Raw genomic sequence first — 25,397 nt, 5'->3', positions numbered from 1 at the left:
TCACCCCCTGCCCGATCAGGCGCAGTCTCGCGGTTTCTTCATTGGGCGCGCGGATGGAGCCTTGGCAGGGCTTGCCATCAGGCATCACGCCCTCGTATTGGAAATCAATCATTTTGACGAGCGACGCGCAAAACTTCCTCTGCGGTCGTCAGACCCTTGAAGACCTTGGTGGCGCCATCCTGCAACAAGTTCCCACCGGCATAAGCGCCGTCGTCGCTGCCGAGCGACGAGCCCCGCTCCAGCACGACCTTCTTGACGTCTTCTGTCAGTACCAGCAGTTCATGGATAGCCACCCGTCCCCGGTAGCCCGTGCCACGGCAGGCTGGGCACCCGACCGCCCGGTACAGGGTCTGCCCCTCTGGCGCCTGCATGCCCAGGGACGCTGCCGCTGCATCAGCCTGCTCCTGCGGCAGAGGCACCTTGCATTGCTCGCACAGCTTGCGCACAAGGCGCTGGGCCAGCACGCCCACCACGGAAGCCGTGATGAGGTAGGGCTCGACACCCATGTTGATCAGCCGGACGATAGCACCGAGGGCGCTGTTGGTGTGCAGGGTCGAAAGGACCAGGTGGCCCGTCAGGGCGGCCTGCACGGCGATCTCGGCGGTTTCGCCATCACGCATTTCGCCGATCATGATGACGTCCGGGTCCTGGCGCAGGAAAGAGCGCAGGACTTTGGCGAAGGTCAGCCCGATCTGGGGTTGCACCTGCACCTGGTTGAGCCATTGCAGGCGGTATTCCACCGGGTCTTCCACGGTGAGTATCTTGAGGTTCTCGCCCTCCAGCTCCTGCATCGACGCGTACAGGGTGGTGGACTTGCCCGACCCCGTCGGCCCTGTCACCAGGAAAATGCCATGCGGAACGCTGAGCATCTGCCGCATGGTTTTGAGCGTGGGGGGCGTGAAGTTCAGGCTCTCCAGAGAGAGCAGGTCGAAATTCTTCTCCAGCAAGCGCATGACCACCGACTCGCCGAACATGGTGGGAATGGTGGACACCCGTGCATCCATCTCCTTGCCATGCACCCGCAGCTTGGTGCGGCCATCCTGCGGCATGCGCCGCTCGGCAATGTCCAGCTGCGACAGGATTTTGATGCGCGAAACAACCGCCGGTGCGTCCTTGTTGTCGATTTCGTCGATGGGGAAAATTTCCCCGTCCACCCGGATGCGCACCACGGACTTTTCTTCGTAGGTCTCGATGTGGATGTCCGAGGCCTGCGCGGCCACGGCCTGCGCCAGGATCTGGCTCACCCGCTGAATAATCGGCGCCTCGGAGGCCATGTCGCGCAGGTGCTCGATGAATTCCGATGCCTCGGGCTGGTCGCCACTGGCCTCGTCATCCTGGGACGCGTCCTGCAGGTACCACTCGCTCAATTGGCTGGAGATTTCAGACTCCAGCCCGAAGCAAATCCGGGGCACCTGTCCAAACACCAGCCGCAGAGCGTCACGAAGTTGCGCACTCCCGGGGTCCACCGATGCAAAGTCGGGCAGTGGCTTATCGGCATCCGCGTCGTCGGTATCGCCAAGCGGCAGCAGGTTGTTTGCCAAAAGGAAGCTGGTGTTCAGCCGCGCAGTTTGTGGTTTCTCTTTGGGGAACGCATCCTGGCGCACCAAAGGCAATCCAGCCTGGCGCGAGAGTGCGGCATACACATCCACTTCGGAAACCAGGCCCAGGCTGATCAGTAGCCGGCCCAGCCGCCCGCCCATGGAGCGCTGCACTTCCAGAGCCCTTTCGAGGTCATTGCGAGAGAGCTTCTGTTCGGCCAGCAGCATTTCCCCCAGCTTGGGCGTAGCGGCATCAACACTTTCCAACTCGATTACTTCAGCCGAAGATTTCATTACCTACGCCTTTGCACATTTCCGGACCAGACACTCGGGAATTATCAAAATTCACCCTGCAGGGGAATCATTGAAGCCACAGCAAACAGCGGCTCAGTCGATCCAGCTCGGGGCCGACATAATAGTGGCGGTAGCCAGCAAGCCGCAGCCACAAAGGCTGGCTTCTCCAAGACAGGTATTCTGACACGTAGGCCCCATCGGCCTTCTGCTCGCGCAGGCGTTGCTGCAGCGCCTGCGCCTGCAGATATGTGGCATGCCCCAATGCCTTCACCCTGCGGACCACACCAGGGGCATCGGTGCACATGCGCAGCAGCCGCGTTTTCAACCCCCGGTCCTTGGCCCCCACCTGGTTGGCACCGTGCTGCCGGTAAAGAATCAAAGGAGCATCGATGAATGATCTGCGCCCACTGCCACTGACCAGGGCACACCACCAGTCGTGCATGATGGTCTCTGGCGGGAGCGGCAAGGCCATGCGCAGCAGCGCCCGGTTGACCATCATGGTGCAGCCTGTCACCTGGTTCACGCTCAGGAGAGACAGCGGAGAGCAGTTCTCGGGGGGCATCTTCTGGTAGCGAGCGAAAGACCGAGAAAGCACCGACAGCCCTTCATCTACCACCACCAGGTCCGAATGGACCAAGCAAGGAATACCCCGCCCGTCTTCGCCCTCGATCCGCTGCATCTCCCCAAGGGTGGTGGCGATCTTCTCCGGAAGCCAGACGTCGTCCTGGTCCGAAAACACCGCCCATTGCGCCAGACCGTCGTTCAGGCTCGCCACCATGAGATTCTCAAAGTTGCGGACCACCCCTTTCCCGGCGGAGGGGTTCGGCACCAGGATCAACCGTTCGCCCAAACGGGCCCGGTACTGGTGCAGGATCTCCATGGTGGTGTCCGAAGAACCATCATCACTGACCAGGATGCGGAAATTCTGGTGCGTCTGGCTCAGGATGGACTCCAATTGCGCCACGAGGTACTTCGCCCCGTTGAAGGTGGCCAGCAATACATCCACCAATCCAGCGTTGACAGGGGTCTCTCCATCACACCGCTCCCCTGCAACCAGCCCACCTGCGTTGGGGGTGCTCACGGCTTGGCCGCTCCGACTGGATCGAGGGGCCTGCACTCGGCGCGCATCAGCACTTCATAGGCATCGGTGATGCCGTCCCAGGTGTAGTGCTCCGAAACGATGGCGCGCGCATGTTGCGCACGCCGGGCCTGCAGGCCAGCCCCTTGGCCTGCGACCCGGCCCAGGCAGCGCGCCAGTTGCTCAGGGGTGTTGAAATACTCCGCAGCATCGCGCGCGACCTCCCGGTTGTAGGGGTTGTCATGCGCGATGACCCAGTTTCCACAGGCCAAGGCTTCCAGCAATGAGGGGTTGGTCCCCCCCACCGAGTGGCCGTGCAGGTAGCAGGCTGCATGCACGCGCAGGCTCTGGAGCTGGGCGGCATCGTAGATGCCCCCCACAAACCGCACCCGCTCACTGGCCAGCGCCTTCAGTTGCTGTTGGTAGGGCGTGCCGCCTGACACATCACCCACCACCACCAGGGGCCACTCGCCCCCATGCAGCAGATGCCCTTGGACGATCTCCAGAATATGGTTCTCGGGCTCCGGTCGGGCTACCACCAGCATGTAGCGGTGCGCTTGCAGGCCCCAGTTGGCAAGCACCGAGGGGTCGGCCGCTTCGGCCGGAACCAGCTCAGCACCGTACGCAACAAAACTGGTCGGAGCGCCCGACGGGTAGTTCTGGCGGAACCTCTGGGCGATGGCCTCGGCGTCTGCAATCAGGCGCGTGGCCACCTTGGTGGACACCCACTCCATAAAGCGCAGGTAGGTGCGGGCGCCCCAGCCCCACTTGCTGCGTGCCCATTCCAGCCCATCGACGTTGATCCAGACCGGCACCCCGAACACCCGGGGCCACCAGCAGGCCCATGCGGCACCGTAGCCCAGCATGTAGACCAGGTCGTAGCCACGGCGCGCATCCCACAGGCAGGCACAGTCATAGGCCAGCACCGATGCCGCCCCCCAGCGGGGCCGACGCCGCGAGCGGACCCGCACCCCCTGGTAGACGGTATCGGCGACCGGCTGATCGCCGCACTCCGCATAGACCGTGACCTGGTGCCCGCGCGATGCCAGGCGGGTTGCCAGCTGCTCCGCAAACGTCTCAAACCCGCCATAGCTTGCGGGTATGCCCCGCGCGCCCAGAATGGCGATCCGAAGCGTGGCGGGAGCCCCATCGGCGCCGCATGCCTTCGTCGCCCGCACCGCAGAAGCGCTCAAAGGTCTGCCTCGGCCAGCCAGCGTCCCACCTGGTCCTTCGCCGACAGCTGGATGGCCGCCTCCACAGAGGGCCAGGCAATGGCCAGCTGCGGGTCGTCCCAGCGGATGCAGCGCTCGTGCTCGGGGCTGTAGTAATCCGTGGTCTTGTAGAGGAAATCAGCCGACTCGGAAAGCACCAGAAAGCCGTGGGCCAGGCCTGGCGGCACCCAGAGCTGGCGGTGGTTGTCTTCCGTCAGCAGCGCCCCCACCCATTGACCAAAGGTGGGTGAGCCCTTGCGGATGTCCACCGCCACATCGAACACCGCCCCACGCACCACGCGCACCAGCTTGCCCTGTGCCCGGGGTGGAAGCTGGTAATGCAGGCCACGCAAAACGCCCTGGCTGCTGCGGCTGTGGTTGTCCTGCACGAACGCATGGTTCGTGCCCGTGGCTTCATTGAAGGCTTGCTGGTTGAAGCTCTCGTAGAAAAAACCTCGGCTGTCCCCAAACACCTTGGGTTCGATCAGCACGACGTCGGGGATGGATTGCCGGATAGCTTGCATGGCGGATCAATAGACTTTGTCGTTCAGCAGGCGCTGCAGGTACTGGCCATAGCCGTTCTTGGACAGGGGTTGCGCCAGGCGTGCCAGCTGCTCGCTGTCGATCCAGCCGGACCGCCAGGAAATTTCCTCGGGGCAAGCGATCTTGAGCCCCTGGCGATGCTCCAGCGTGGCAATGAACTGGCCCGCTTCGAGCAGGCTTTCATGCGTGCCGGTGTCCAGCCAGGCATAGCCGCGCCCCATGATCTCGACATTCAGCTGCCCCTGCTCCAGGTACAGCCGGTTCAGATCGGTGATCTCCAGCTCTCCGCGTGGCGAAGGCTTGAGGTCCTTGGCCATCTGAACCACCTGGCCGTCGTAGAAATACAGGCCCGTGACCGCATAGCTGCTCTTGGGCTGTTTGGGTTTCTCTTCCAGCGACAGCACCTTGCCCTGGTCATCAAACTCGGCGACGCCATAGCGCTCAGGGTCTTGCACATGGTAGGCAAACACGCTGGCACCGTCCGTGCGTTGCCGGGCATTGCCCAGCAGCTCGTGAAAGTCGTGGCCATAGAAGATGTTATCGCCCAGCACCAGCGCGCTAGGCGCGCCTGCCAGAAAGTCCTCGCCGATCACAAACGCCTGCGCCAGGCCATCGGGGCTGGGTTGCACCGCGTATTGCAGGTTCAGCCCCCACTGGCTGCCATCGCCCAGCAGTTGCGCAAAACGTGGCGTGTCCTGCGGGGTGCTGATGATGAGGATGTCGCGGATGCCACCGAGCATCAACGTGCTCAGCGGGTAATAGATCATGGGCTTGTCGTACACCGGCAGCAGCTGCTTGCTGATGGCCAGGGTGGCCGGGTGCAGCCGGGTGCCGGAGCCTCCGGCCAGGATGATGCCTTTGCGTTGCGTCATGTGAGGGTGCCGTTCAGAGAATTTCAGCCAGCATGCGCGCCACACCGGCCTGCCAATGCGGCATCTGCAGGCCAAAGGTGGCCTGCAGCTTGGCCGTGTTCAGGCGCGAGTTGAGCGGGCGGGCTGCCGGGGTCGGGAAAGCACTGGTGGGCACAGGCGCCACCTCATTTGCTATTATTTTAATAGCTGAATTTTCAATACTGGCGCGCGACAGCACGTATTTTGCATACGCATTCCAGGTCGTTTCACCTGCGGCGACGCAGTGGTACAGGCCCGCGTGCTCGGGGTGCTGCTGCAGGTGCTGGATGGCGTGGGCCGTCACATCGGCCAGCAGGTCGGCACCGGTGGGTGCGCCCCACTGGTCGTCGATCACCGTCAGGCGCTCGCGCTCCTGCGCCAGGCGCAGCATGGTCTTGGCAAAGTTGCCGCCGCGTGCGGCGTACACCCAGCTGGTGCGCAGGATCAGGTGTTTGGCGCCAGACTGGGCGATCAGCTGCTCGCCTTCGAGCTTGGTGCGTCCATACACACTCAGCGGGGCGGGCGTGTCGGTCTCCACCCAGGGTCGGCTGCCGCTGCCATCAAAGACGTAGTCGGTGCTGTAGTGCACCAGCCAGGCGCCCAGCTTGGCTGCCTCCTGCGCGATGGCGCCGGGGGTGGTGGCGTTCAGCGTGCGGGCGAAGTCGGCCTCGCTCTCGGCCTTGTCCACGGCGGTGTGGGCTGCGGCATTGACGATGACGTCGGGGCGCAGGGCGCGCACCGTCTCGGCCACACCGGCGGGGTTGGCAAAGTCACCACAGTGCTCGGTGCTGTCGTGGTCCAGCGCGGTGACGGTGCCCAGCACCGACAGGCTGCGCTGCAGCTCCCAGCCGACCTGGCCACCCTTGCCGAAGAGCAGGATGTTCATGCGCTGGCGCCCGCGACGGCGGCGGGCTGCGGCTGTTCGTACTGGGTCTCCACCCAGTCGCGGTACGCACCGGTCTGCACGTTGGCCACCCAGTCGGCATGCTCCAGGTACCACTGCACGGTCTTGCGGATGCCGGTGTCGAAGGTCTCGGCGGGCTTCCAGCCCAGCTCGCGCTCGATCTTGCGGGCGTCGATCGCGTAGCGGCGGTCGTGGCCGGGGCGGTCCTTCACGTAGGTGATCTGGGTGCGGTAGCTCTGGCCGTCGGCGCGGGGGCGCAGCTCGTCGAGCAGGCTGCAGACCATGTTCACGATCTCGATGTTGGGCTTCTCGTTCCAGCCACCCACGTTGTAGGTCTCGCCAGGGGCACCTGCCTCCAGCACGCGGCGGATGGCGCTGCAGTGGTCCTTCACGTACAGCCAGTCGCGCACCTGCATGCCATCGCCATACACCGGCAGGTTCTTGCCCGCCAGGGCGTTCACGATCATCAGCGGGATCAGCTTTTCGGGGAAGTGATAGGGCCCGTAGTTGTTGCTGCAGTTGGTGGTGAGCACCGGCAGGCCGTAGGTGTGGTGCCAGGCGCGCACCAGGTGGTCGCTGGCGGCCTTGCTGGCGCTGTAGGGGCTGTTGGGCTCGAAGCCACGCGTCTCAGCGAAGGCCGGGTCGGTCGGTGCGAGCGAGCCGTACACCTCGTCGGTGGACACGTGCAGGAAGCGGAAGGCGGCACGGTCGCCCTCGGGCAGGGCGCCCCAGTAGGCACGCACGGCTTCCAGCAGGCGGAACGAGCCGACGATGTTGGTCTGGATGAAGTCCTCGGGCCCGTGGATGGAGCGGTCCACATGCGACTCGGCCGCAAAGTTGACCACGGCGCGGGGCTTGCACTCGGCCAGCAGGCGGGCCACCAGCGCGGTGTCACCGATATCACCCTGCACAAAGATGTGGCGCGCGTCACCCTGCACACTGTCCAGGTTGTGCAGGTTGCCCGCGTAGGTGAGCTTGTCGAGGTTGACCACGGGCTCGCTGGAGGCAGCGAGCCAGTCAAGAACGAAGTTGGCGCCAATGAAACCTGCGCCGCCGGTAACCAGAATCATAGGGAGGGCTGTGTGAAATGCCAGCTCGGCAGAACCCACGATTATCCCACCCTGCCCGGCCCCCCGGTAACAGAGTTCAACGCGGGGGTTTCTGCGCGGGCCGGATGGTCATCAAAAGTGAATACCACGCATCATCTGCTGCAGCGCCACCGCCTCGGCCGAGAGCTGCGGTTTGGCGTCCTTACCACCGCCCTTGGCGGCCGTGGAATCCGGGAACATGCGAAAGCTGGTGTTCATGGTGATCTGCGCCACGCGCGGCACCAGCGCATGCAGCAGCTGCCCGGTGATGCCCAGGCGCGTGGCAATGCGCACGGGCTTGAAGATGCAGGCCTGGGCGATCATGTCCGCCGCCTCCTCGGGGCTCAGGGTGGGCACGTTGTTGTAGATCTTAGTGGGCGCAATCATGGGCGTGCGCACCAGCGGCATGTTGATGGTGGTGAAGGTGATGCCCTGGTCGGCAAACTCGCTCGATGCGCAGCGCGTCCAGGCATCCAGCGCCGCCTTGCTGGCCACGTAGGCCGAAAAACGCGGCGCGTTGGTCAGCACGCCGATGGAGCTGATGTTCACCACATGGCCCTTGCGCTTTTCCACCATGCCGGGCAGGAAGCCCATGGTCACGCGCAGGCAGCCGAAGTAGTTCAGCTGCATGGTGCGCTCGTAGTCGTGGAAACGGTCGTAGCTCGACTCGATGGCGCGGCGGATGGAGCGGCCCGCGTTGTTGATGAGGAAGTCCACACCGCCATGGTTGTCGATGAGCAGCTGCACGAAGCGGTCGCAATCGGCCATGTCGGCGATGTCGGCCGAATAGGCGATGAACTGGTAACCCTTGGCCTTGGCTTCGGCACAGGCCTCATCGAGCTTGTCCTGGTCGCGGCCGCAGATGATGGTGGTGGCGCCCGCCTCGGCAAACTTGTGTGCGGCGGCCAGGCCAATGCCGGAGGAGCCGCCCGTGATCAGCACCACCTTGCCCGCCACCGTGCCCTTGAGGCTGCGGTCGATGAACAGCTCGGGGTCCAGATTGCGCTCCCAGTAGTCCCACAGGCGCCAGGCGTAGTCCTTGAGGTTGGGGCAGGCCACGCCCGAGCCCTTGAGCGCTGCCATCGTTTCGCGGCAGTCAAAGCGCGTGGGGTAGTTCACAAAGGTGAGCATGTCCTCGGGCAGGCCCAGGTCCTTCATGACCGCGTTGCGCACGCGGCGCACGGGGGCCATGGCCATCAGGCTTTTCTTGATGCCCTTGGGGATAAAACCCAGCAGCGCCGCGTTGATGAACAGGTTCATGCGCGGCGCGTGCGCAGCGCGGCTGAAGATGTCCAGCACGTCGCCCACGCGGTAGCCCACCGGGTCCACCAGGTGAAAACATTTTTTGGCGATGGACGCCTGGTGGCTGATGACGTTGAGCGCGTTGACCACGAAGTCCACCGGCACGATGTTCACGCGCCCGCCCTCCAGGCCCACCGTGGGCATCCAGGGCGGCAGCAGCTGGCGCAGGCGCTGGATGAGCTTGAAGAAGTAGTAGGGCCCGTCGATCTTGTCCATCTCGCCGGTGGTGCTGTCGCCCACCACCATCGCAGGGCGGTACACCGTCCAGGGCACCTTGCAGTCCTGGCGCACGATCTTCTCGCTCTCGTGCTTGGTCTGGAAGTACGGGTGGTCCAGGCCCTCGGCCTCTTCGAACATGTCTTCGCGGAACACGCCTTCGTACAGGCCTGCGGCTGCGATGGAAGAGACATGGTGGAAGTGCCCCGCATCGATGGCCTTGGCCAGGTCCACCGTGTTGCGCGTGCCCTCGATGTTCACGGCCACCTGGGTTTCTTCGTCGGCGCCCAGGTCGTACACGGCGGCCAGGTGGTAGAAGTGGTCGATCTGGCCCTTGAGCTTCTTGACGTCTTCCGCCGCCACGCCCAGCTTCTTGGCGGTGAGGTCGCCAAACACGGGAATCGCACGCGTGGGCCCCACGCCCCAGAAGCTGCGCAGGTCGGCGACCTTGTCGGCGCTCTCCTTGCGAATCAGGAAGTGGACGACAGCGCCCTTGCGCTCCAGCAGCTTCTTCACAAGCCGCTTGCCAATGAACCCCGTTGCCCCCGTCACAAAATACTGCATGGAAAACTCCTCTGAGATAGCTTCATTCTTGCGCAAGGCCTGCGCACCCCGATTCAGCAGAAACCCGCGCCGATACTAGGCGGCCAGCGCCTCCCCCGCTAGATGGCACGCTCTACATTTTTAGGAGCGCGCGCCTACACCTTGCGCACCGTGCGGCGTACAGTGCGGCCATGCGTCGAAGGCAAAATCGCCCCGGCAACCCCAACCAACCGCACCACGGAGGCCTTATGGTCAAGAAACTGCAGAAACTCAGCGCTGACAAAAAGAAGAGCAACGCCCAACTGTCCAGCACCGTCAAGGACTCCGCCCAGCAGATCTGGCTGGCGGGCCTGGGCGCCTTCTCCAAGGCACAGGAAGAAGGCGGCAAGGTGTTTGAAGCCCTGGTCAAGGAAGGCCTGACCATCCAGCGCAAGACCCAGGCCGTGGCCGAAGAAAAGATCACCGAAGCCACCAGCCGCGTGACCACCATGGCCAGCGACATCGGCTCCAAGGCCCAGGGCCAGTGGGACAAGCTTGAAAATATCTTCGAAGACCGCGTGGCCAAGGCCCTGGCCAAGCTGGGCGTGCCCTCGGCCCGCGACCTGGAAGCCCTGAGCGCCCGTGTGGACGCTCTGGCCAAGGGCAGCAAGGCCGCCCCCGCCAAGGCTGCAGCAAAGCCCGCCGCCAAGGCCCCTGCCAAGAAGGCTCCAGCGAAGAAGGCCGCTCCTGCCAAGGCAGCCGCCAAGCCTGCAGCCAAGGCCCCTGCCAAGAAGGCTGCGGCCAAGAAGCCCGCAGCCCGTGCCGCAGCCGACACCGGCGCCAGCGCCCCATCGGCCAGCTGATCGCTCACCACCCACTGGCGCAGGCGGGCAGCAGCCCGCCCGCTGAAAGCGGCCCGCGTGCAACAGCGCGCTGGCCGCTTTTCTTTTTTTGGAGAAACCCATGAAGTGCGTTACAAGCAACTGCAGCATGGGTTTGCCGCAAGGCGTCATGCCGCACTGCAGCATGACTGCGTGGGTTAGAGTAGCCATCAGAGACACCGAAACAACGAAGCACAACGACGCGAAGGGCCTGCACACATGGTGAAGAAAGCGCCACGCCGCACCGCAGAACGCATTCTGGAAGTCACGCTGGACCTGTTCAACCGGTTCGGCGAACCCAACGTCTCCACCACCCTGATTTCGGCCGAGCTGCGCATCAGCCCCGGCAACCTCTACTACCACTACCCCGCCAAGGACGAGCTGATCAACGCGCTGTTCGACCGCTACGAGCGCTCGCTCACCGAGTTGCTCGCCGCCGCCGATGGGGTGCGCAACGTGGAAGACGCTTGGTTCTTCATGCACACGCTGTTCGAGCTGATCTGGCAGTACCGTTTTCTGTACCGCGACCTCAACGACCTGCTGTCCAAGAACCGGCGCCTGGAGACCCACTTCCAGGCCATCCTCAAGAACAAGACCCGTGCCGTGCGCGCCATGCTCGATGGCATGGGCCGCGCAGAAGCCCTGCACATCGACTCGCGCGAGCTGGAGGCCACCGCCACCAGCATGGTGGTGGTGCTGACCTACTGGCTCAGCTTTGAATATGTGCGCGACCCGCGCCGTGCACTGGAGCCCGAAAGCGCCCAGGCCGCGTTGCTGCGCGGTGCCCACCATGTGCTGAACCTGCTCATGCCCTACCTCGAAAGTGGCCAGCGGGCCCACCTGCTGCAGCTGGTGGGCGCGTATGCAGCAGCGCCAGGCTGATATCGCCCACCTTCCACAGACATCCACCCACAAGAACTTCCGGAGACACACCATGGCCAAATGGACCCCTTTCCCCCACGCGGGCGACTACCGCTTTGATGCCGCAAGCGTCAAGAAGCACTGGGCCCGGCTGCATGGCGGCGACGCCGAACCCTGCCCCAAGGACAGCGCCGTGCTGGAAGCCTGGGCACTGTTCCACAACGGCGATTTTGAAAAGGCCGCCGCCGCAGGCCTGGCCGCCGGTGGCGCGGGCATCACCGTGGCCAACAAGGCCACGTCCATCTACGCCAACTACCTGGAACCCAAGGAAAAGACGCGCCTGGACCTGTTCACCCAGGTGGCCGAGCGTGCCGAGGCCCAGGCGGGCGAAGACCCCAGCAACGCCAACGCCTGGTACTGGCATGCGTACGCGCTGGGCCGCTACAGCCAGGGCATAAGCGTGGCCAAGGCGCTGGCGCAGGGCCTGGGCGGGAAGGTGAAGGAGTCGCTGGAGAAGTCCATTGCGCTGTCACCCAAACACGCCGACGCACGCATTGCGCTGGGCGCCTTCCATGCCGAGGTGATCGACAAGGTGGGCTCGCTGATTGGCGGCATGACCTATGGCGCCAAGAAGGACGCAGGCCTCAAGCTGTTCCAGGAAGCCCTCAAGCTCAACCCGGGCTCGGCCATCGCGATGATCGAGTACGCCAACGCGCTCGTGATGCTGGAAGGCGACAAGAAGATGAAGGAAGCCACCGCGCTCTACGAAAAGGCCGCCGCCGCGGAACCCATGGACGCCATGGAGCGGCTGGATGTGGAGATGGCAAGGACGGAACTGGAGGAGTAACCCCCTGAGGCGTTTCGCGCCTCGGTGCAGCCGCCGGAGGCGGCCGCTCTTCAGGTCCGCACCAGCCTGCGCGGGCAGGCTGGGAGCCGTAACCCTCAACCCCCAAACCGCCGCGCAGCAATCTCCAGCAGGCCGTCAAAAATCAGGTTGTCCACCAGCTCGAAGGGCCGCGTCATGCTGGGCGCCATCTTCCAGCCCGCGCCGCCGGTCATGATGCACGCGGGCTCCTGGCCGCAGTGTTGCAGCAGGTGCTGGTACATGCGCTCCACCGCTCCGGCAATGGCATAGGTGCCGCCGCTGGTCAGTGCGTCGCTGGTGTTGGTGGGGAACGGGCGCACTTCGCCCGTGGGCACATGCAGGCCGGCGGTACCGGTCTCCAGCGCGCGCAGCATGATGCCGTGGCCGGGCAGGATGAGGCCGCCCATGAAGCGGCCTTCGGCGTCGATGCATTCCACCGTGACGGCCGTGCCCACCATCACCACAATCAGCGGGCGCGCGGGGCCCCGAGCCAGCACATGGTGGCGTGCGCCAATCATGGCCACCCAGCGGTCCGAGCCCAGGCGCGAGGGGTGGTCGTAGCCGTTGGTGAGCCCTGCCTCCTGCACGGATGACACGACCCAGGATGGAGCCACATCCCACAGCTCCATTTGTTCCTGCACCCGGCGCTTGACGGCATCGCCCGCCACCACACAGCCCAGCATGCGCTCCGGGTGGGGCAGCGACGCCCAACTGCCTTCAGCCAGGCGGTCGATGTGGTCGAGGAACTCGGCGCCATGCGCCATCAGCGCAGCCCCAGGGCGGGAAGCGTCGTACAACGCCCATTTGAGACGGGTGTTACCGACGTCGATGGCCAGAAAAGTCATGCGGCGGATTATCCCGAGTTTTGCAATGTGCCCCTGCCCAAGGGCGACAGCCCCCAAGTGGCACCACCCCTGCCCGCCACCAAATTGTGAAAAATCGTGTCACGCCCATGTCCGACACGACGCAGCCGCCCATTGCCGCTAAAGTGGTCCTTCCTTTTTCTTTCTGCAACATCAGGAGGTACGACATGGGTCTTTTCAGTTTCATCAAGGAAGCCGGCGAAAAGCTGTTTGGCGGCAAAGAGGCGCAGGCTGCCAATGCCGCCGCCCCCACGCAGGATGAACTCAACGCCAAGGCGGGCAAGGCCATCGAGACCTACATCGCCGCCCAGAACCTGGGCGCCAGCAACGTGCAGGTGGCCTTCCAGGGCCCCGAAGGCAAGGTCACCGTGAAGGGCACCGCCCCCACCCAGGCCGCCAAGGAAAAAGTCACCCTGTGCTGCGGCAACGTGGCCAGCGTGACCAGCGTCGAAAACCTGATGGAGGTGACCAACCCCGAGCCCGAAGCCCAGTACCACGATGTGGTGCGCGGCGACACGCTCAGCGCCATCGCCAAAAAGTTCTATGGCGATGCCAACAAGTACCCCGTGATCTTCGAGGCCAACAAGCCCATGCTGAGCCACCCCGACAAGATCTACCCCGGCCAGAAGCTGCGCATCCCGCAGGCTAAGTAACCCCCCTGAGTCGCCTTCGGCGCCATCCCCCGGAGGGGGACGCACCCGGTGGCCCGGCAAAGCCGGTTCCACGGGTGCACTGGCGGGGGGCGGGGGTGAATTTGACGCCCTGAGTCCGCGCCATCGCCGGGCCTTCGCAAACCGTCGGCGGTGGCAAGTTCCACGCATCGCAGCTTCACGGTGCTCTACAGGCGTATTGCGCTTGCTGTCTGGCTCTTTGCGCTTCAGCGGCAAATCCGCACAGGGCGCGGCGCCCTCAAATTCAAACCAAAATAGCTGCTACCGCTTGATAGACAAGCGCAAGCAGCTATTTTTTTAGGAGCATCAACTCTGTTTCCACGGCAGGCCGTGGAAGCGCCAGCCGCCTCGCTGGCCGCGGTGGCCCTCTGCGTCGGCATCGCCCTCAAACCCTTCGAGAATGTTGTAGGCGGTGATGCCCAGCTCGGTGGCGCGGCGCGCGGCGGCAATGGAGCGCACGCCGCTGCGGCACAGCAGCACGGCCCGTCCGCCCTCGGGCACGGCGGCGCGCATCTGGGTATCGAAGTCGGCGTTCATCGCCATGCCCGGCCACTGCTTCCAGGCCACGGCGGCGGCGCCGGGCACCTGGCCCACCCACTCGCGCTCGGCATCGCTGCGCACATCCACCAGCACGGCCTGGCCGGCCTGTACCCACTGCCAGGCTTGCTGTGGGGTTACGTCTCCGGCATAGCCTTCAGCGGGGCGAATCGTTGGTTCGGTCATCGTCAGAGTCCTTCTTTCAATCCCACAAAGGGGCGGGGTCGTCGCGCAAGCGGCTGCGCAGCTGCGCGTAGTCGGGCACCACGGTGGCCACCGTGTCCCAGAAGCGCGGACTGTGGTCCATCACGCGCAGGTGGGCCAGCTCGTGCGCCACCACATAGTCGATGATGGCCGGGCGGTAGTGCAGCAGGCGCCAGTTCAGACGGATGGAGCCGTCGGCCTTGGCACTGCCCCAGCGGGTGTTGGCGCTCGACAGCCGCAGGCTGGCCCAGCGCACGCCCAAGAGCGGCGCAAAGTGGTCCAGCCGCGTGGTGAAGTGGCGGCGCGCGTCGCGCATGAGCCAGGCCTGCACGGCGTCGCGGATCTGCGTGGGGCTGGCGCTGTGGGGCAGGCCGATGTGCAGGCTGTTGCCCTGCCCTGCTGCTGCCGCCACCAGCGCCCCGCCCTTGCCTGCAAAGCCGTGGCTCGGGTCCAGCACCACCGTCAGTGGCTCGCCCAGGTAGGGCAGCACGGCACCGTTGGCCCAGACGATGCGGCCACCCTCCATGCGCTGCTGGCGCTCGCGCGCTTCAGCGAGCTTGCGCAGGATCCAGTCGGATTTTTCGCGCAGCGCAGAATCCACCGCGCCCAGCGTGACCCAGCTCGGCGCGCGCACCGACAGGCCATCGGCCCCCACGGTGAACCCGATGCTGCGCCGCCGTGCGCGCTGCAGCGCATAGGCCACCACGGCATCGCCCAACAGCAGCTCGCGGTTGGCCTGGGGGTGGCGGAACTCGGCGGGGGACAGCAGAGAAGGCAGCGGCGCTGCTGGCGCTGCGGGCGCTGCAGGGCGATTTACTATTGTTTTAGGAGCTACCAGCGCTTGCCCATCGGGCGCAGAGGGCATTTTTTGCTTGATATCCGGCMCCCCGACCGCCGGTGCCAAGGGTGCAGGCGCCGCAGCGGGCGGCGGGTCGAACAGGTCCAGCGCCAGCTGCACAAGCCGCTGCATCACGGTGGGCTTACTTCCCGCTCGGGGCGGTCGTGTTGGCCACAGGGGCTGCGGGGGTTGCCGGATAGGCCCCGGGGTCGAGGCGGCGCATTTCGGCTTCGATCCAGGCTTCGACCTCGCGCATCAGCTCATCGGGCTCACGCCCCACGCTGGAGATGGGTTGGCCAATCGACACCTCCACCACACCCGGCCGCTTGACGAAGGCCTTGCGCGGCCAGACCTTGGCGGACGTGACGGCAATCGGCACCACGGGTGCGCCCGTGTCGATGGCCAGGCGCGTGCCGCCGGTCTTGTAGTTGCCCTTCTGCCCGCGCGCGATGCGCGTGCCCTCGGGGAACATGATGATCCAGATGCCCTTGGCCAGCAGGTCCTTGCCCTGCTGCACCACCTTGTTGAAAGCCTGGGTGCGCTGGCTGCGGTCGATGTGGATCATGTCCAGCCGCCCGATGGCCCAGCCGAAGAAGGGCACATAGAGCAGCTCCTTCTTGAACACGTAGGCCAGGGGGTGCGGCATGATCGTGGGCATCAGAAACGTCTCGAACGTGGACTGGTGCTTGACCAGCAGCACCGCGCCCGCGTTCTCGCCCTGGGGCAGATGCTCCATGCCGGTGATCTCCACCCGGATGCCCAGGATGGTCCGCGCACCGCTGATGCACAGCGACAGCCAGGCCCGCGCGATGCGGTACAGCGGCAGGCCGCGCACACCGAGCAACGTGCCCAGCATGATGGCCAGGGCGTACGGCACCACGGTGATGCCCATCCAGAGAAGGTGAATGACGGAACGGAGAAAGGCCATTTTTAATGGTGTTTTAGGCCGCTACCGCCTGTCCATCAAGCGATTACAGCTATTAAATTGATAGTATCAGGAGGCCAGACCACCCATCACAGGCAAGGGCGTGGCCGCCAGCGGTGGCGCCGTGGCGGGCACTGCAGGCAACAGCTGGTCCACAAAATCGCCCAGGCTGGCATGCACGCGCAGGCCCGGTGGCAGCCCTACAGGCAGCGGCCCCATCGGGTGGACTTGCGCCGACTGCCCCGTGCACACCAGGTGCAGCTGCGCACCCAGCGCGGCACCGGCTTGCAGGTGCGCGGCGCAGCTGCCCACCACCTGCACATCGTGGCGCTCCACCCCGTAGCGGTCGCTGATCTGCTCCAGCAGGCCGGGGGCGGGTTTGCGGCAGGCACATTCCTCGTCGGCCGCATGGGGGCAGTAAAAAACAGCGTCGATGCGCCCACCCACCGCCGCCACCTGGCGGTGCATCTTGGCGTGGATGGCATTGAGCGCCACCACGTCAAAGAGCCCGCGCCCCAACCCGGGCTGGTTGGTGGCCACCACCACATGCCAGCCCGCATGGTTGAGCCGCGCAATGGCTTCCAGCGCGCCAGGCACGGCGGTCCACTCGTCGGCCGAGGTGATGAAGTCCTCCCCCAGCGGGTTGAGGGTGCCGTCGCGGTCCAGGATGACGAGTTTCATAGGAGGGGGTGCCTTGTGGAAACAGACCGCCAGCCTATCAGCCCCGGGGTCACACCGCCAGACGCGAGAGATCGGCCACGCGGTTCATCGCGTTGTGCAGCATCTTGAGCAGGCCCAGGCGGTTCATGCGCACGTCCAGCTGTTCGGCGTTGACCATCACATCGTCAAAGAACGCATCCACCGGGGCGCGCAGCACAGCCAGGGTCTGCAGGCTGGCGGTGTAGTCGCCCGCGTCGAACTGCGCATTGGCCTCGGGCACAAAACGCTGCAGGGCGGCGAACAGGTCCTGCTCGGCTTTTTCCTGCAGCAGTTCGGGGTTCACGTGGGCGTCCACGGGGCCTTCGACCTCGGCTTTTTTCAGGATATTGCCGACGCGTTTGTTGGCTGCGGCCAAGGCCGGGCTTTCGGGCAATGCGGCAAAGGCGCGCACAGCCGCCAGCTGCTTCTCGACCAGGGCCAGGCGCTGCGGGCGCAGGGCCAGCACGGCGTCCACCTCTTGCGCGCTGTAGCCTTGCTCGCGCAGGCTGCCAGCGAGGCGGTCGTAGATGAAGTCAGCCAGCGCTGCCGATGCATCGGTGATCTTGTCGCCAAAAGCAGGCAAGGCACCGGCCAGCAGCGCGTTCAGATCCAGCGGCAGGTCCTTCTCGACCAGCATGCGGATCACGCCCAGCGCATGGCGGCGCAGCGCGAACGGGTCGCGGTCTCCCGTGGGCAGGTTGCCGATGCCGAACATGCCGACCAGGGTTTCCAGCTTGTCGGCCAGCGCCACCACCACGCCCGCCGTGTTGCGCGGCAGCGCATCGCCCGCAAAGCGGGGCTTGTAGTGGTCTTCGATGGCGTGTGCCACGGTCTCGCCCAGGCCGTCGTTGAGGGCGTAATAGCCGCCCATGATGCCCTGCAGCTCGGGGAACTCGCCCACCATGTCGGTCACGAGATCGGTCTTGGCCAACTGCGCGGCCAGGTCGGCGTCCTGCACCAGTTGCGCATCACCCAGTTGGGTAGCAATCGCCTTGGCAATGGCGCGCACGCGCTCCACGCGCTCACCCTGCGTGCCCAGCTTGTTGTGATAGACCACCTTGCCCAGGCCCTCGACGCGCGAGGCCAGGGTCTTCTTGCGGTCCTGGTCAAAGAAGAATTTCGCATCGGCCAGGCGCGGGCGCACCACGCGCTCGTTGCCGCCGGTCACAAAGCTGGTGTCTTCGGGGCTGATGTTGCTGACCACCAGGAATTTATTGGTCAGCTTGCCAGCGGCGTCGAGCAGCGGGAAGTACTTCTGGTTGGCCTTCATCGTGAGGATGAGGCACTCCTGCGGCACGCCGAGGAACTGCTCTTCGAACTGGCAGATGACCACGTTGGGCCGCTCGACCAGTGCGGTCACTTCGTCCAGCAGGGCTTCGTCTTCGATGGGGCGGGCACCGTTGCCGACCTTGGCGGCAGCAGCAGCGAGCTGGCGGGCGATCTCGGCCTTGCGCTCGGCGAACGAGGCGATCACCGCGCCGTCCTTTTGCAGCGTGGCGGCATAGCTGTCGGCGTCGGCCAGCACCACGGGCGACACGGCGGCTTCAAAACGGTGGCCGGTGGTGCTGTTGCCCGCCGTGAGGCCCAGCGCCTTCACCGGCACCACGGTGCTGCCATGCAACGCCACCAGGCCGTGTGCGGGGCGCACAAAATTCACGCTGGTCCAGCCGGGCAGCTCGCAGTCGGTTTCGAGCTGGTAGCTCATCACCTTGGGGATGGGCAGCTTGGCCAGGGCTTCGAGCAAGGCCTTTTGCAGGCCTTCCTGCAGCGTGGCACCGGGCACCACGCTGTCGTAGAACAGGGCTTCGGCCTTGCCGTCCTGCGCGCGCTTCAGGGCGGCGACAGCCGCTGCCGGGTCCGACACATCGGCGCCCAAGGCCTGCAGCTTTTTGAGCAGCGCAGGGCTTGCGTTGCCGCTGGCGTCGAGCCCCACGGTCACGGGCATGAGCTTTTGCTGCACGGCCTTGTCGGCGGCCTTGTCGGCCACGGCCGTCACATGCGCGGCCAGGCGGCGGGGCGAAGCAAAGGGCGTGACCACCGAAACAGCAGAGGCCAGGCCCAGGGCCTTGAGCTGGTCGCCCAGCACGGTGGCAAAAGCATCGCCCAGCTTCTGCAGCGCCTTGGGGGGCAGCTCTTCGACAAACAGTTCAACGAGGAGGTTTTGGGTTGTCATCGTCATTTCTCTCACGCAGCCTTCTTCGTCATCTGTTCCACCCACTCGCGCGGCGCCATGGGGAAGCCCAGGCGCTCACGGCTCTCGTAGTAGCTCTGCGCCACGGCGCGGGCCAGGTTGCGGATGCGGCCGATGTAGGCGGCGCGTTCGGTCACGCTGATCGCGCCGCGTGCATCCAGCAGGTTGAAGCTGTGTGCGGCTTTGAGCACTTGCTCATAGGCGGGCAGTGCCAGCTGCTGCTCCATGAGGTACTTGGCCTGCTTTTCGTGCGCGTTGAAGGCGGTGAACAAGAAGTCCGCGTCGCTGTGCTCGAAGTTGTAGGTGGACTGCTCCACCTCGTTTTGCTTGTACACGTCGCCGTAGCTCAAGGTGTCGGTCCACTTCAGGTTGTAGACGTTGTCCACGCCCTGCAGGTACATGGCCAGGCGCTCCAGGCCATAGGTGATCTCGCCCGTGGCGGGCTTGCAGTCGATGCCGCCCACCTGCTGGAAGTAGGTGAACTGCGTGACTTCCATGCCGTTGAGCCACACCTCCCAGCCCAGGCCCCAGGCGCCGAGCGTGGGGTTCTCCCAGTCGTCTTCCACAAAGCGGATGTCGTTCTTTTTCAGGTCAAAGCCCAGGGCTTCGAGCGAACCCAGGTACAGCTCCAAAATGTTGGCCGGAGCGGGCTTGAGCACCACCTGGTACTGGTAGTAGTGCTGCAGGCGGTTGGGGKTCTCGCCATAGCGGCCGTCCTTGGGGCGGCGGCTGGGCTGCACATAGGCGGCCTTCCAGGGCTCGGGGCCAATGGCGCGCAGGAAGGTGGCGGTGTGCGAGGTGCCAGCGCCCACTTCCATGTCATAGGGTTGCAAAAGGGCGCAACCCTGCGCGTCCCAGTAGGACTGCAGCTTCAAAATGATTTGCTGGAATGTCAACATGGCGTCTGTGGCTGAGGCACTGGCAAGCCAGGGCCGGGCAAGTAAGGGGGAAAAGGAAAACGCGGTGCGTGAGCAAACCCAGGGCCCGCCGCCCCACAGGGCTACAAGGACGGGCATCGCGCGCGCAAACCGGTGATTTTACGGCGCGCCGCCGCGCGTGCTGCGGCAGCGCCAGCAACATCGGCCCGCGCCCATGAAAAAAGGCCGGAGCCCTTTTGGAGCCCCAGCCTTCCCAACCAGTCACGCGAGCTATAAGCCGGTGCGCACCGGTGACCACACGGGTGTGGCCGTCAACGCATGCATCGCGTCAAAGCATGGCGTTCAAACCTCGAAACCGGAGATCAATACTCCCAGAAAATGCGCTGCAGTTCCTTGCTGTCGTTGGTCTTGGTCAAAGCGACCATGGCCAGGATGCGGGCCTTTTGCGGGCGCAGGTCGTGGGCCACCACCCAGTCGTATTTGTCGTCAGGCTGCTCGGCATTGCGCAGCACAAAACCATCGGGCACACGGGCCGAGCGGATGATCTGCACGCCCGAGGCGCGCAGGGCCTTGAGCGATTCCACAGCCTGTGCGGCCACCGAGCCATTGCCCGTGCCTGCGTGGATCAGCGCCTTCACGCCCGCCTTGCCGTAGGCCTCGATGCCGGTGGTGTTCATGTTGCCGTAGCCGTACACGATGTCCACGGCGGGCAGGGCCTTGATGTCGTCGATGTTGAACTCGGACTGGGTGGTATGGCGCTTGACCGGGGCGCGGAACCAGTAGTTCTTGCCTTCCACCACCATGCCCAGCGGGCCCCACTGGCTCTTGAAGGCCTCGGTCTTGATGTTGATGGTCTTGCTCACATCGCGACCGCTCTGGATCTCGTCGTTCATCGTGACCAGCACGCCCTTGCCAGCGGCGTCCTTGCTGGCGGCCACAGTCACGGCGTCGTACAGGTTCAGCGCGCCGTCGGCCGACAGGGCCGTGCCGGGGCGCATGGAGCCGACCACCACGATGGGCTTGGTGGTGCGCACGGTGAGGTTCAGGAAGTACGCGGTTTCTTCCAGCGTGTCGGTGCCGTGGGTGATCACGATGCCGTCCACATCGGCCTGCTTGGACAGGGCGGAGACACGCTGGCCCAGGCGCAGCAGGTGCTCGTTGGTGAAGCTTTCGGACGCGATCTGGAACACCTGCTCGCCCGACACCTTGGCCACGTTGGCCAGCTCGGGCAGGCCCGCCAGCAGCTTATCGACCGGCACCTTGGCGGCGGCATAGGTGGCGCTGTTGGCCGCCGAGGCGCCCGCACCAGCGATGGTGCCGCCCGTGGCCAGCACGACCACATGGGGCTTGGCCGCCTGGGCCAGAGCGACCGTGGACAGGGCCGAGAGCACGACGCCCGCAAACCAGCGGCGCGTGATGGACGAGGAAGAGGAAGAAGAGAAAATTCGCATGGTTGTGTCTCCGGGTCATTCTTCGGGCGCTACGGGGTGGTGCGGCGCCCTGCTGCCGTCCGGCCCCAGTCATCGGGTGTCGGGCGGTGCGGCATCCTATGAGAAATCCACACACAACCAAGTGGAATAATTGGCGTCACCCTGTGAATTGAATTCACACCCCCTTCTCCCCGGAATTTTCATGAACCTGCGCCAGCTCGAAGTGTTCCAGGCCGTTTTGCAGACCGGCAGCATGAGCGCGGCGGGCCGCCTGCTGTGCATCACGCCATCGGCCGTGAGCAAGGCTGTGGCCCACACCGAGCTGCAACTGGGCTACCGGCTGTTCAACCGCACGCCAGCAGGCCTCACGCCCACGCCCGAGGCGCAGGTGCTGGCCGTGGAATCCGGCAGCATCCACCGCCAGCTGGACGCGCTGCAACGCACGGCGCGCAACCTGGCGACCACCGAGCTGGGCGATGTGCGGCTGGCGGCCATTCCCTCCATCACCCACGAATTTCTGCCCACGCTGCTGCACCGCCATGCACAAAAACACCCGCAGGTGGGGGTGGAGGTGCGCACCATCCACCAGGACCAGATGACGCAGGCACTGCTCACGCGCAGCGTGGACTTTGGGCTGGGGTTTTTCGAGCACCCGCACCCGCAGGTGCACAGCGAGCTGCTGGTGAGCGGCCGCCTGTCGCTGGCCGTGGCCCGCACCCTGTGGGACCGCGCTCCGCGCGCCGCCAGCACCGCTGCGCGCCTGGCGCAGGTGCCTGCCATCCGGCTGGTGGGCGACGACCCGATGCGCCAGTCCATCGACCACACGGCCGACCGCCTGGGCACGCCGGGCGGGCCGGGCATCCAGGTGCAGACCTCGCGCCTGGCGCTGGAGCTGGTGCGGCTGGGCATGGGCTGGACGGTGGTGGATTTCCTCACGGCCATCCGCCTCGACCCAGCGCACGTGGTGGCGGTGGAGCTGCCCGACCTGCCGCCCATGTCGCTGTACAGCTACCACGCAGGCAACCACCCGCCAGGCCTGCAGGCCACACGCATGCTGGCCATGCTGCCTGCGCTGCTGCACGAGGGTAAGCGTCCGGCAATCCCATCTTGAGATAGACCCAGTGTCGAGGCATCGTGTGCACGATGAACATCACGCACACTATGGCGAACGACACGATCGCCCAGCGCCCCAAGCGGCACTACTACTCCCCGGAACTTAAAGGCCAGATCGTGGCCGAATGCCAGGTCTCCGGCGCGTCAGTGGCCGGCGTAGCGCTTGCACACGGAATCAACGCCAACATCGTTCATCGCTGGATGCGCGAGCAAGCAGACTCCCTGTTGCCAGCGCCCCGGAATGAGTTCGTTGCGCTGAATCTGCCTCCACCAGTTGAACAGCTCCCAGCAACCGAGACCAGCTCGCCGCCCGTGTCGCGTGCGATTCGCGTTGATGTTCGGCGCAGCGCCAGCGTAGTCACCGTGAACTGGCCCCTGGAAGATGCAGCGTCATGTGCAGCGTGGCTGCGCGACTGGCTCCGATGATCCGCATTGATGCGCTGTGGCTCTCCACCGAGCCGCTGGACATGCGAGCAGGCACCGAGACGGCGCTCGCCCGGGTAGTGGCTGTCTTTGGCGCAGCGCGCCCACACCACGCCTATCTGTTCGCCAATCGACGAGCCAACCGCATGAAGGTGCTGGTGCACGACGGCATCGGTGTCTGGCTGGCGGCCCGGCGCCTGAATAGCGGCAAGTTCGTCTGGCCGCGCGATGCCGCCACCACCGCCACACTCAGCCGAACGCAGTTCGATGCGCTCGTGCTGGGCCTGCCCTGGAAGAACGTCGGCGAGGCTGGAGTCATCACTGTACTTTGAGTGCTCCGGTCGTTGGCCAGGCAATCAGCGCTTGCACCGATGCGCGAATGTGATGTTAGCCGCATCATCTTCTCCCGTGATCACCGCAGACCACCTTGACACCCTGGAGCCGCAGCAGATGCGAGCGGCCCTGCTGTCGTTGATGGGTGAGCTGGCCGAGCGAGACGGCGTGATCGCACGCCAGGGCCAAGAGGCGGTCTTCAAGCAGGCGCAGATCGACAAGCTCACGCACGAGAACGCACTGCTCAAGCGCATGAAGTTCGCCGCACAGTCGGAGCGCTTCAGCGCCGAGCAGAAGAGCCTGCTCGATGAATCGCTGGATGAGGACCTGCAGGCGGTGGCCGATGAGATCGAGCAGGCCACGCCGCCAGTGGCAGGCCGCCAAGACAAGCAAGTCCCCAAACGCGCACCCCTGCCGGCCAACCTGTCGCGGCGCGAGATCCGCCACGAGCCCGAGTCCACCACCTGCGCCTGCGGTTGCCAGATGAAGCGCATCGGCGAGGACGTGGCCGAGAAGCTGGACTACGCGCCCGGCGTGTTCACGGTGGAGCGCCACATCCGGGGCAAGTGGGCCTGTGCCCAGTGCGAGACGATTCACCAGGTGCCTGTCGATCCTCACATCATCGACAAAGGCATCCCTACCACTGGGCTACTGGCGCAAGTGCTGGTGGCCAAGTACGCCGACCACCTGCCGCTGTACCGCCAGGAAGCGATCTTCGGCCGCGCCGGCCTAGCCATCCCCCGCTCCACGCTGGCGCAATGGGTGGGCTCGTGTGGCGTGCAGTTGCAGCCACTGGTTGACGCCATGAGGACAGAGCTGCTGCAGCGCCGCGTGCTGCATGCCGACGAGACGCCGGTGTCCATGCTCAAGCCGGGCAACGGCAAGGCGCACCGGGCGTACCTATGGGCCTATGCCACGGGCGCCTTCGAGAACATCAAGGCGGTCGTCTACGACTTCTGCGAATCGCGCTCGGGCGAACACGCCCGGCGCTTCCTGGGCGACTGGAGAGGCAGCCTCACCTGTGACGACTTCAGCGGCTACAAGGCCTTGATCGCAAGTGGTGTGACCGAGGTCGGCTGCCTGGCGCACGCGCGGCGCAAGTTCTTCGATTTGCACGCGGCGAACCAAAGCCAGATCGCCGAGGTCGCGCTGCAGCAGTTCGCGCGGGTCTACGAGATCGAGCGTGAGGTCAAGGAGATTGCGACCGATCAGCGCCAAACCATCCGGCAACAACAAACGAAGCCGCTGCTTGATGCCTTGCACCAGTGGATGGTGCTGCAACGCCAGAAGGTGCCGGAAGGCTCGGCAAGCGCCAAAGCGCTGGACTACAGCTTGCGGCGCTGGGAGGCTTTGACCCGGTTCGTCGATGACGGACAGCTGCCCGTGGACAACAACTGGATCGAGAACCAGATTCGGCCGATTGCCATTGGCCGCAACAACTGGCTCTTTGCGGGCAGCCTACGAGCTGGTCAGAGGGCAGCAGCCGTCATGACGCTCATCCAGTCAGCACGACTCAATGGGCATGATCCCTATGCGTATCTCAAGGACGTTTTGGCTCGCTTGCCGACGCAACGGGTTAGCCTGGTTCACGAGTTGCTACCGCATCGTTGGTTCGCACCGAGCTGAATGTCGTTATTTGAGGCTCCGCTCAGCGAACGGTTGGCCAGCTTGCCCCAGTGGCGCTGCGCAGCGATTCAAGTGCACCGCAATCGCCAACGCATACCCCTCCCGCACAGGTACTGCGGATGGCACGCAGTTGCTTGCGCAGCGCCTGCAACTCGGCGATTCGCTGCTCTACCAAGCGCATTTGATCGTCTAGCAAGGCATTGACCTCGTCGCAGGACATGGCGGGGTCGTCCTGCAACTGCAGCAGAGCCCGGATATCGTCGTGCGACATGTCCAGCGAGCGGCACCGAACGATGAAGGCCAACCTGTCGACATGCTGTTGGCCATATTGCCGATAGTTGTTGGCGGCCCGCAGGGGCGCCTGCAGAAGGCCCTCTGCTTCATAAAAGCGCACCGCGGGAACGGAGCACCCTGCCAATGACGATAGTTCACCGATTTTCATATTTGCCTACCTACCGCTTGACTCTACAGCT

The 25,397-nt window shown here is 65.0% G+C and carries 25 protein-coding genes; 8 read left to right on the top strand and 17 right to left on the bottom strand.

Annotated elements, in window-relative coordinates; translation table 11 throughout:
* Positions 1–104: 104 nt before the first annotated feature.
* The 8 genes from A1D30_RS06470 to A1D30_RS06435 form a co-directional block, all read right to left on the bottom strand.
* Positions 105–1,832 (bottom strand): ATPase, T2SS/T4P/T4SS family, encoded by a 1,728-nt coding sequence (locus tag A1D30_RS06470; RefSeq protein WP_063459972.1) that lies wholly within the window; start codon positions 1,830–1,832, stop codon positions 105–107.
* A 67-nt stretch (positions 1,833–1,899) separates the two neighbouring features.
* Complete coding sequence (locus tag A1D30_RS06465) at positions 1,900–2,913, bottom strand: glycosyltransferase family 2 protein (protein WP_242421804.1); 1,014 nt, start codon at positions 2,911–2,913, stop codon at positions 1,900–1,902.
* Positions 2,910–4,103, bottom strand: a complete 1,194-nt coding sequence (locus tag A1D30_RS06460; protein ID WP_242421803.1) for a DUF1972 domain-containing protein — start codon at positions 4,101–4,103, stop codon at positions 2,910–2,912. The genes A1D30_RS06465 and A1D30_RS06460 overlap by 4 nt, the downstream gene beginning before the upstream one ends.
* On the bottom strand, positions 4,100–4,645 hold the full coding sequence (gene rfbC / locus A1D30_RS06455; protein WP_063459969.1) for a dTDP-4-dehydrorhamnose 3,5-epimerase: 546 nt from the start codon (positions 4,643–4,645) through the stop codon (positions 4,100–4,102). The genes A1D30_RS06460 and rfbC overlap by 4 nt, the downstream gene beginning before the upstream one ends.
* A 6-nt stretch (positions 4,646–4,651) precedes the next feature.
* Positions 4,652–5,536: a glucose-1-phosphate thymidylyltransferase RfbA gene (rfbA, locus tag A1D30_RS06450; RefSeq protein WP_063459968.1), complete on the bottom strand. Its 885-nt coding sequence runs from the start codon at positions 5,534–5,536 to the stop codon at positions 4,652–4,654.
* 13 nt (positions 5,537–5,549) lie between these two features.
* On the bottom strand, positions 5,550–6,440 hold the full coding sequence (gene rfbD / locus A1D30_RS06445) for a dTDP-4-dehydrorhamnose reductase (protein ID WP_063459967.1): 891 nt from the start codon (positions 6,438–6,440) through the stop codon (positions 5,550–5,552).
* Complete coding sequence (gene rfbB, locus A1D30_RS06440) at positions 6,437–7,528, bottom strand: dTDP-glucose 4,6-dehydratase (protein WP_063459966.1); 1,092 nt, start codon at positions 7,526–7,528, stop codon at positions 6,437–6,439. Before rfbB ends, rfbD begins: the two co-directional genes overlap by 4 nt.
* Before the next feature lie 111 nt (positions 7,529–7,639).
* Positions 7,640–9,628, bottom strand: a complete 1,989-nt coding sequence (locus A1D30_RS06435; protein WP_063459965.1) for an SDR family oxidoreductase — start codon at positions 9,626–9,628, stop codon at positions 7,640–7,642.
* Positions 9,629–9,855: 227 nt separating this feature from the next.
* Here A1D30_RS06435 and A1D30_RS06430 point away from each other — a divergent pair, with 227 nt between their 5' ends.
* The 3 genes from A1D30_RS06430 (at position 9,856) to A1D30_RS06420 (ending at position 12,175) form a co-directional block, all read left to right on the top strand.
* Positions 9,856–10,449 (top strand): phasin family protein, encoded by a 594-nt coding sequence (locus tag A1D30_RS06430; RefSeq protein WP_063459964.1) that lies wholly within the window; start codon positions 9,856–9,858, stop codon positions 10,447–10,449.
* Between the two features lie 237 nt (positions 10,450–10,686).
* A complete protein-coding gene (locus tag A1D30_RS06425; protein ID WP_063459963.1) occupies positions 10,687–11,349 on the top strand; it encodes a TetR/AcrR family transcriptional regulator in 663 nt (220 codons plus the stop codon).
* Positions 11,350–11,401: 52 nt separating this feature from the next.
* Complete coding sequence (locus A1D30_RS06420) at positions 11,402–12,175, top strand: hypothetical protein (RefSeq protein WP_063459962.1); 774 nt, start codon at positions 11,402–11,404, stop codon at positions 12,173–12,175.
* Between the two features lie 95 nt (positions 12,176–12,270).
* Here A1D30_RS06420 and A1D30_RS06415 read toward each other — a convergent pair whose 3' ends face one another.
* A complete protein-coding gene (locus A1D30_RS06415) occupies positions 12,271–13,038 on the bottom strand; it encodes a type III pantothenate kinase (RefSeq protein WP_063459961.1) in 768 nt (255 codons plus the stop codon).
* Between the two features lie 185 nt (positions 13,039–13,223).
* Between A1D30_RS06415 and lysM the strand changes: the two genes are divergently transcribed.
* A complete protein-coding gene (gene lysM, locus A1D30_RS06410) occupies positions 13,224–13,709 on the top strand; it encodes a peptidoglycan-binding protein LysM (protein WP_063459960.1) in 486 nt (161 codons plus the stop codon).
* A gap of 324 nt (positions 13,710–14,033) precedes the next feature.
* Here the strand turns inward: lysM and A1D30_RS06405 are convergent, their stop codons facing one another.
* The 7 genes from A1D30_RS06405 to A1D30_RS06375 all read right to left on the bottom strand — a co-directional run bounded on the left by A1D30_RS06405 (position 14,034) and on the right by A1D30_RS06375 (position 21,450).
* Positions 14,034–14,450, bottom strand: a complete 417-nt coding sequence (locus tag A1D30_RS06405) for a rhodanese-like domain-containing protein (RefSeq protein WP_063459959.1) — start codon at positions 14,448–14,450, stop codon at positions 14,034–14,036.
* A 16-nt stretch (positions 14,451–14,466) separates the two neighbouring features.
* Complete coding sequence (locus A1D30_RS06400; RefSeq protein WP_063459958.1) at positions 14,467–15,438, bottom strand: SprT family zinc-dependent metalloprotease; 972 nt, start codon at positions 15,436–15,438, stop codon at positions 14,467–14,469.
* Positions 15,439–15,448: 10 nt separating this feature from the next.
* On the bottom strand, positions 15,449–16,234 hold the full coding sequence (locus tag A1D30_RS06395) for a lysophospholipid acyltransferase family protein (protein ID WP_063459957.1): 786 nt from the start codon (positions 16,232–16,234) through the stop codon (positions 15,449–15,451).
* A 66-nt stretch (positions 16,235–16,300) separates the two neighbouring features.
* Positions 16,301–16,912, bottom strand: coding sequence for a D-glycero-beta-D-manno-heptose 1,7-bisphosphate 7-phosphatase (gmhB, locus tag A1D30_RS06390; RefSeq protein WP_063459956.1), 612 nt, complete (start codon positions 16,910–16,912; stop codon positions 16,301–16,303).
* 49 nt (positions 16,913–16,961) lie between these two features.
* Positions 16,962–19,103: a glycine--tRNA ligase subunit beta gene (gene glyS, locus A1D30_RS06385; protein ID WP_063459955.1), complete on the bottom strand. Its 2,142-nt coding sequence runs from the start codon at positions 19,101–19,103 to the stop codon at positions 16,962–16,964.
* Between the two features lie 11 nt (positions 19,104–19,114).
* A complete protein-coding gene (glyQ, locus tag A1D30_RS06380) occupies positions 19,115–20,020 on the bottom strand; it encodes a glycine--tRNA ligase subunit alpha (protein ID WP_063459954.1) in 906 nt (301 codons plus the stop codon).
* A gap of 341 nt (positions 20,021–20,361) precedes the next feature.
* Positions 20,362–21,450, bottom strand: coding sequence for a type II asparaginase (locus tag A1D30_RS06375; protein ID WP_063459953.1), 1,089 nt, complete (start codon positions 21,448–21,450; stop codon positions 20,362–20,364).
* A 181-nt stretch (positions 21,451–21,631) separates the two neighbouring features.
* Here A1D30_RS06375 and A1D30_RS06370 point away from each other — a divergent pair, with 181 nt between their 5' ends.
* The 4 genes from A1D30_RS06370 (at position 21,632) to A1D30_RS06360 (ending at position 24,924) form a co-directional block, all read left to right on the top strand.
* Positions 21,632–22,540, top strand: a complete 909-nt coding sequence (locus A1D30_RS06370) for a LysR family transcriptional regulator (RefSeq protein WP_063459952.1) — start codon at positions 21,632–21,634, stop codon at positions 22,538–22,540.
* Positions 22,541–22,572: 32 nt separating this feature from the next.
* Positions 22,573–22,968: a transposase gene (locus A1D30_RS24685; protein WP_006217728.1), complete on the top strand. Its 396-nt coding sequence runs from the start codon at positions 22,573–22,575 to the stop codon at positions 22,966–22,968.
* Positions 22,965–23,297, top strand: a complete 333-nt coding sequence (gene tnpB / locus A1D30_RS06365; protein ID WP_003121550.1) for an IS66 family insertion sequence element accessory protein TnpB — start codon at positions 22,965–22,967, stop codon at positions 23,295–23,297. Before A1D30_RS24685 ends, tnpB begins: the two co-directional genes overlap by 4 nt.
* 76 nt (positions 23,298–23,373) lie before the next feature.
* Positions 23,374–24,924 (top strand): IS66 family transposase, encoded by a 1,551-nt coding sequence (locus A1D30_RS06360; protein WP_031757192.1) that lies wholly within the window; start codon positions 23,374–23,376, stop codon positions 24,922–24,924.
* Between the two features lie 22 nt (positions 24,925–24,946).
* Here A1D30_RS06360 and cadR read toward each other — a convergent pair whose 3' ends face one another.
* The gene (cadR, locus tag A1D30_RS06355; protein ID WP_010791743.1) at positions 24,947–25,366 is read right to left on the bottom strand and encodes a Cd(II)/Pb(II)-responsive transcriptional regulator; all 420 of its coding nucleotides are present in this window, start codon (positions 25,364–25,366) and stop codon (positions 24,947–24,949) included.
* Positions 25,367–25,397 lie beyond the last annotated feature (31 nt).

Origin of the sequence: Acidovorax sp. GW101-3H11, assembly GCF_001633105.1 — a bacterium.
Lineage (GTDB): Bacteria > Pseudomonadota > Gammaproteobacteria > Burkholderiales > Burkholderiaceae_C > Acidovorax.
Note: the sequence above shows the minus strand (reverse complement) of the source record. Positions and strands in the feature narration are given on the sequence as shown.

Excerpts from the sequence above, each read along its gene's own strand:
- cadR (WP_010791743.1), bottom strand. The coding sequence starts at position 25,366 with ATGAAAATCGGTGAACTATCGTCATTGGCAGGGTGCTCCGTTCCCGCG.
- A1D30_RS06430 (WP_063459964.1), top strand. The coding sequence starts at position 9,856 with ATGGTCAAGAAACTGCAGAAACTCAGCGCTGACAAAAAGAAGAGCAAC.
- rfbC (WP_063459969.1), bottom strand. The coding sequence starts at position 4,645 with ATGCAAGCTATCCGGCAATCCATCCCCGACGTCGTGCTGATCGAACCC.
- A1D30_RS06425 (WP_063459963.1), top strand. The coding sequence starts at position 10,687 with ATGGTGAAGAAAGCGCCACGCCGCACCGCAGAACGCATTCTGGAAGTC.
- gmhB (WP_063459956.1), bottom strand. The coding sequence starts at position 16,912 with ATGAAACTCGTCATCCTGGACCGCGACGGCACCCTCAACCCGCTGGGG.
- rfbD (WP_063459967.1), bottom strand. The coding sequence starts at position 6,440 with ATGAACATCCTGCTCTTCGGCAAGGGTGGCCAGGTCGGCTGGGAGCTG.
- A1D30_RS06370 (WP_063459952.1), top strand. The coding sequence starts at position 21,632 with ATGAACCTGCGCCAGCTCGAAGTGTTCCAGGCCGTTTTGCAGACCGGC.
- A1D30_RS06435 (WP_063459965.1), bottom strand. The coding sequence starts at position 9,628 with ATGCAGTATTTTGTGACGGGGGCAACGGGGTTCATTGGCAAGCGGCTT.
- rfbA (WP_063459968.1), bottom strand. The coding sequence starts at position 5,536 with ATGACGCAACGCAAAGGCATCATCCTGGCCGGAGGCTCCGGCACCCGG.
- A1D30_RS24685 (WP_006217728.1), top strand. The coding sequence starts at position 22,573 with ATGAACATCACGCACACTATGGCGAACGACACGATCGCCCAGCGCCCC.
- A1D30_RS06375 (WP_063459953.1), bottom strand. The coding sequence starts at position 21,450 with ATGCGAATTTTCTCTTCTTCCTCTTCCTCGTCCATCACGCGCCGCTGG.
- A1D30_RS06415 (WP_063459961.1), bottom strand. The coding sequence starts at position 13,038 with ATGACTTTTCTGGCCATCGACGTCGGTAACACCCGTCTCAAATGGGCG.
- A1D30_RS06405 (WP_063459959.1), bottom strand. The coding sequence starts at position 14,450 with ATGACCGAACCAACGATTCGCCCCGCTGAAGGCTATGCCGGAGACGTA.
- tnpB (WP_003121550.1), top strand. The coding sequence starts at position 22,965 with ATGATCCGCATTGATGCGCTGTGGCTCTCCACCGAGCCGCTGGACATG.
- A1D30_RS06420 (WP_063459962.1), top strand. The coding sequence starts at position 11,402 with ATGGCCAAATGGACCCCTTTCCCCCACGCGGGCGACTACCGCTTTGAT.
- lysM (WP_063459960.1), top strand. The coding sequence starts at position 13,224 with ATGGGTCTTTTCAGTTTCATCAAGGAAGCCGGCGAAAAGCTGTTTGGC.
- rfbB (WP_063459966.1), bottom strand. The coding sequence starts at position 7,528 with ATGATTCTGGTTACCGGCGGCGCAGGTTTCATTGGCGCCAACTTCGTT.
- A1D30_RS06470 (WP_063459972.1), bottom strand. The coding sequence starts at position 1,832 with ATGAAATCTTCGGCTGAAGTAATCGAGTTGGAAAGTGTTGATGCCGCT.
- glyS (WP_063459955.1), bottom strand. The coding sequence starts at position 19,103 with ATGACAACCCAAAACCTCCTCGTTGAACTGTTTGTCGAAGAGCTGCCC.
- A1D30_RS06395 (WP_063459957.1), bottom strand. The coding sequence starts at position 16,234 with ATGGCCTTTCTCCGTTCCGTCATTCACCTTCTCTGGATGGGCATCACC.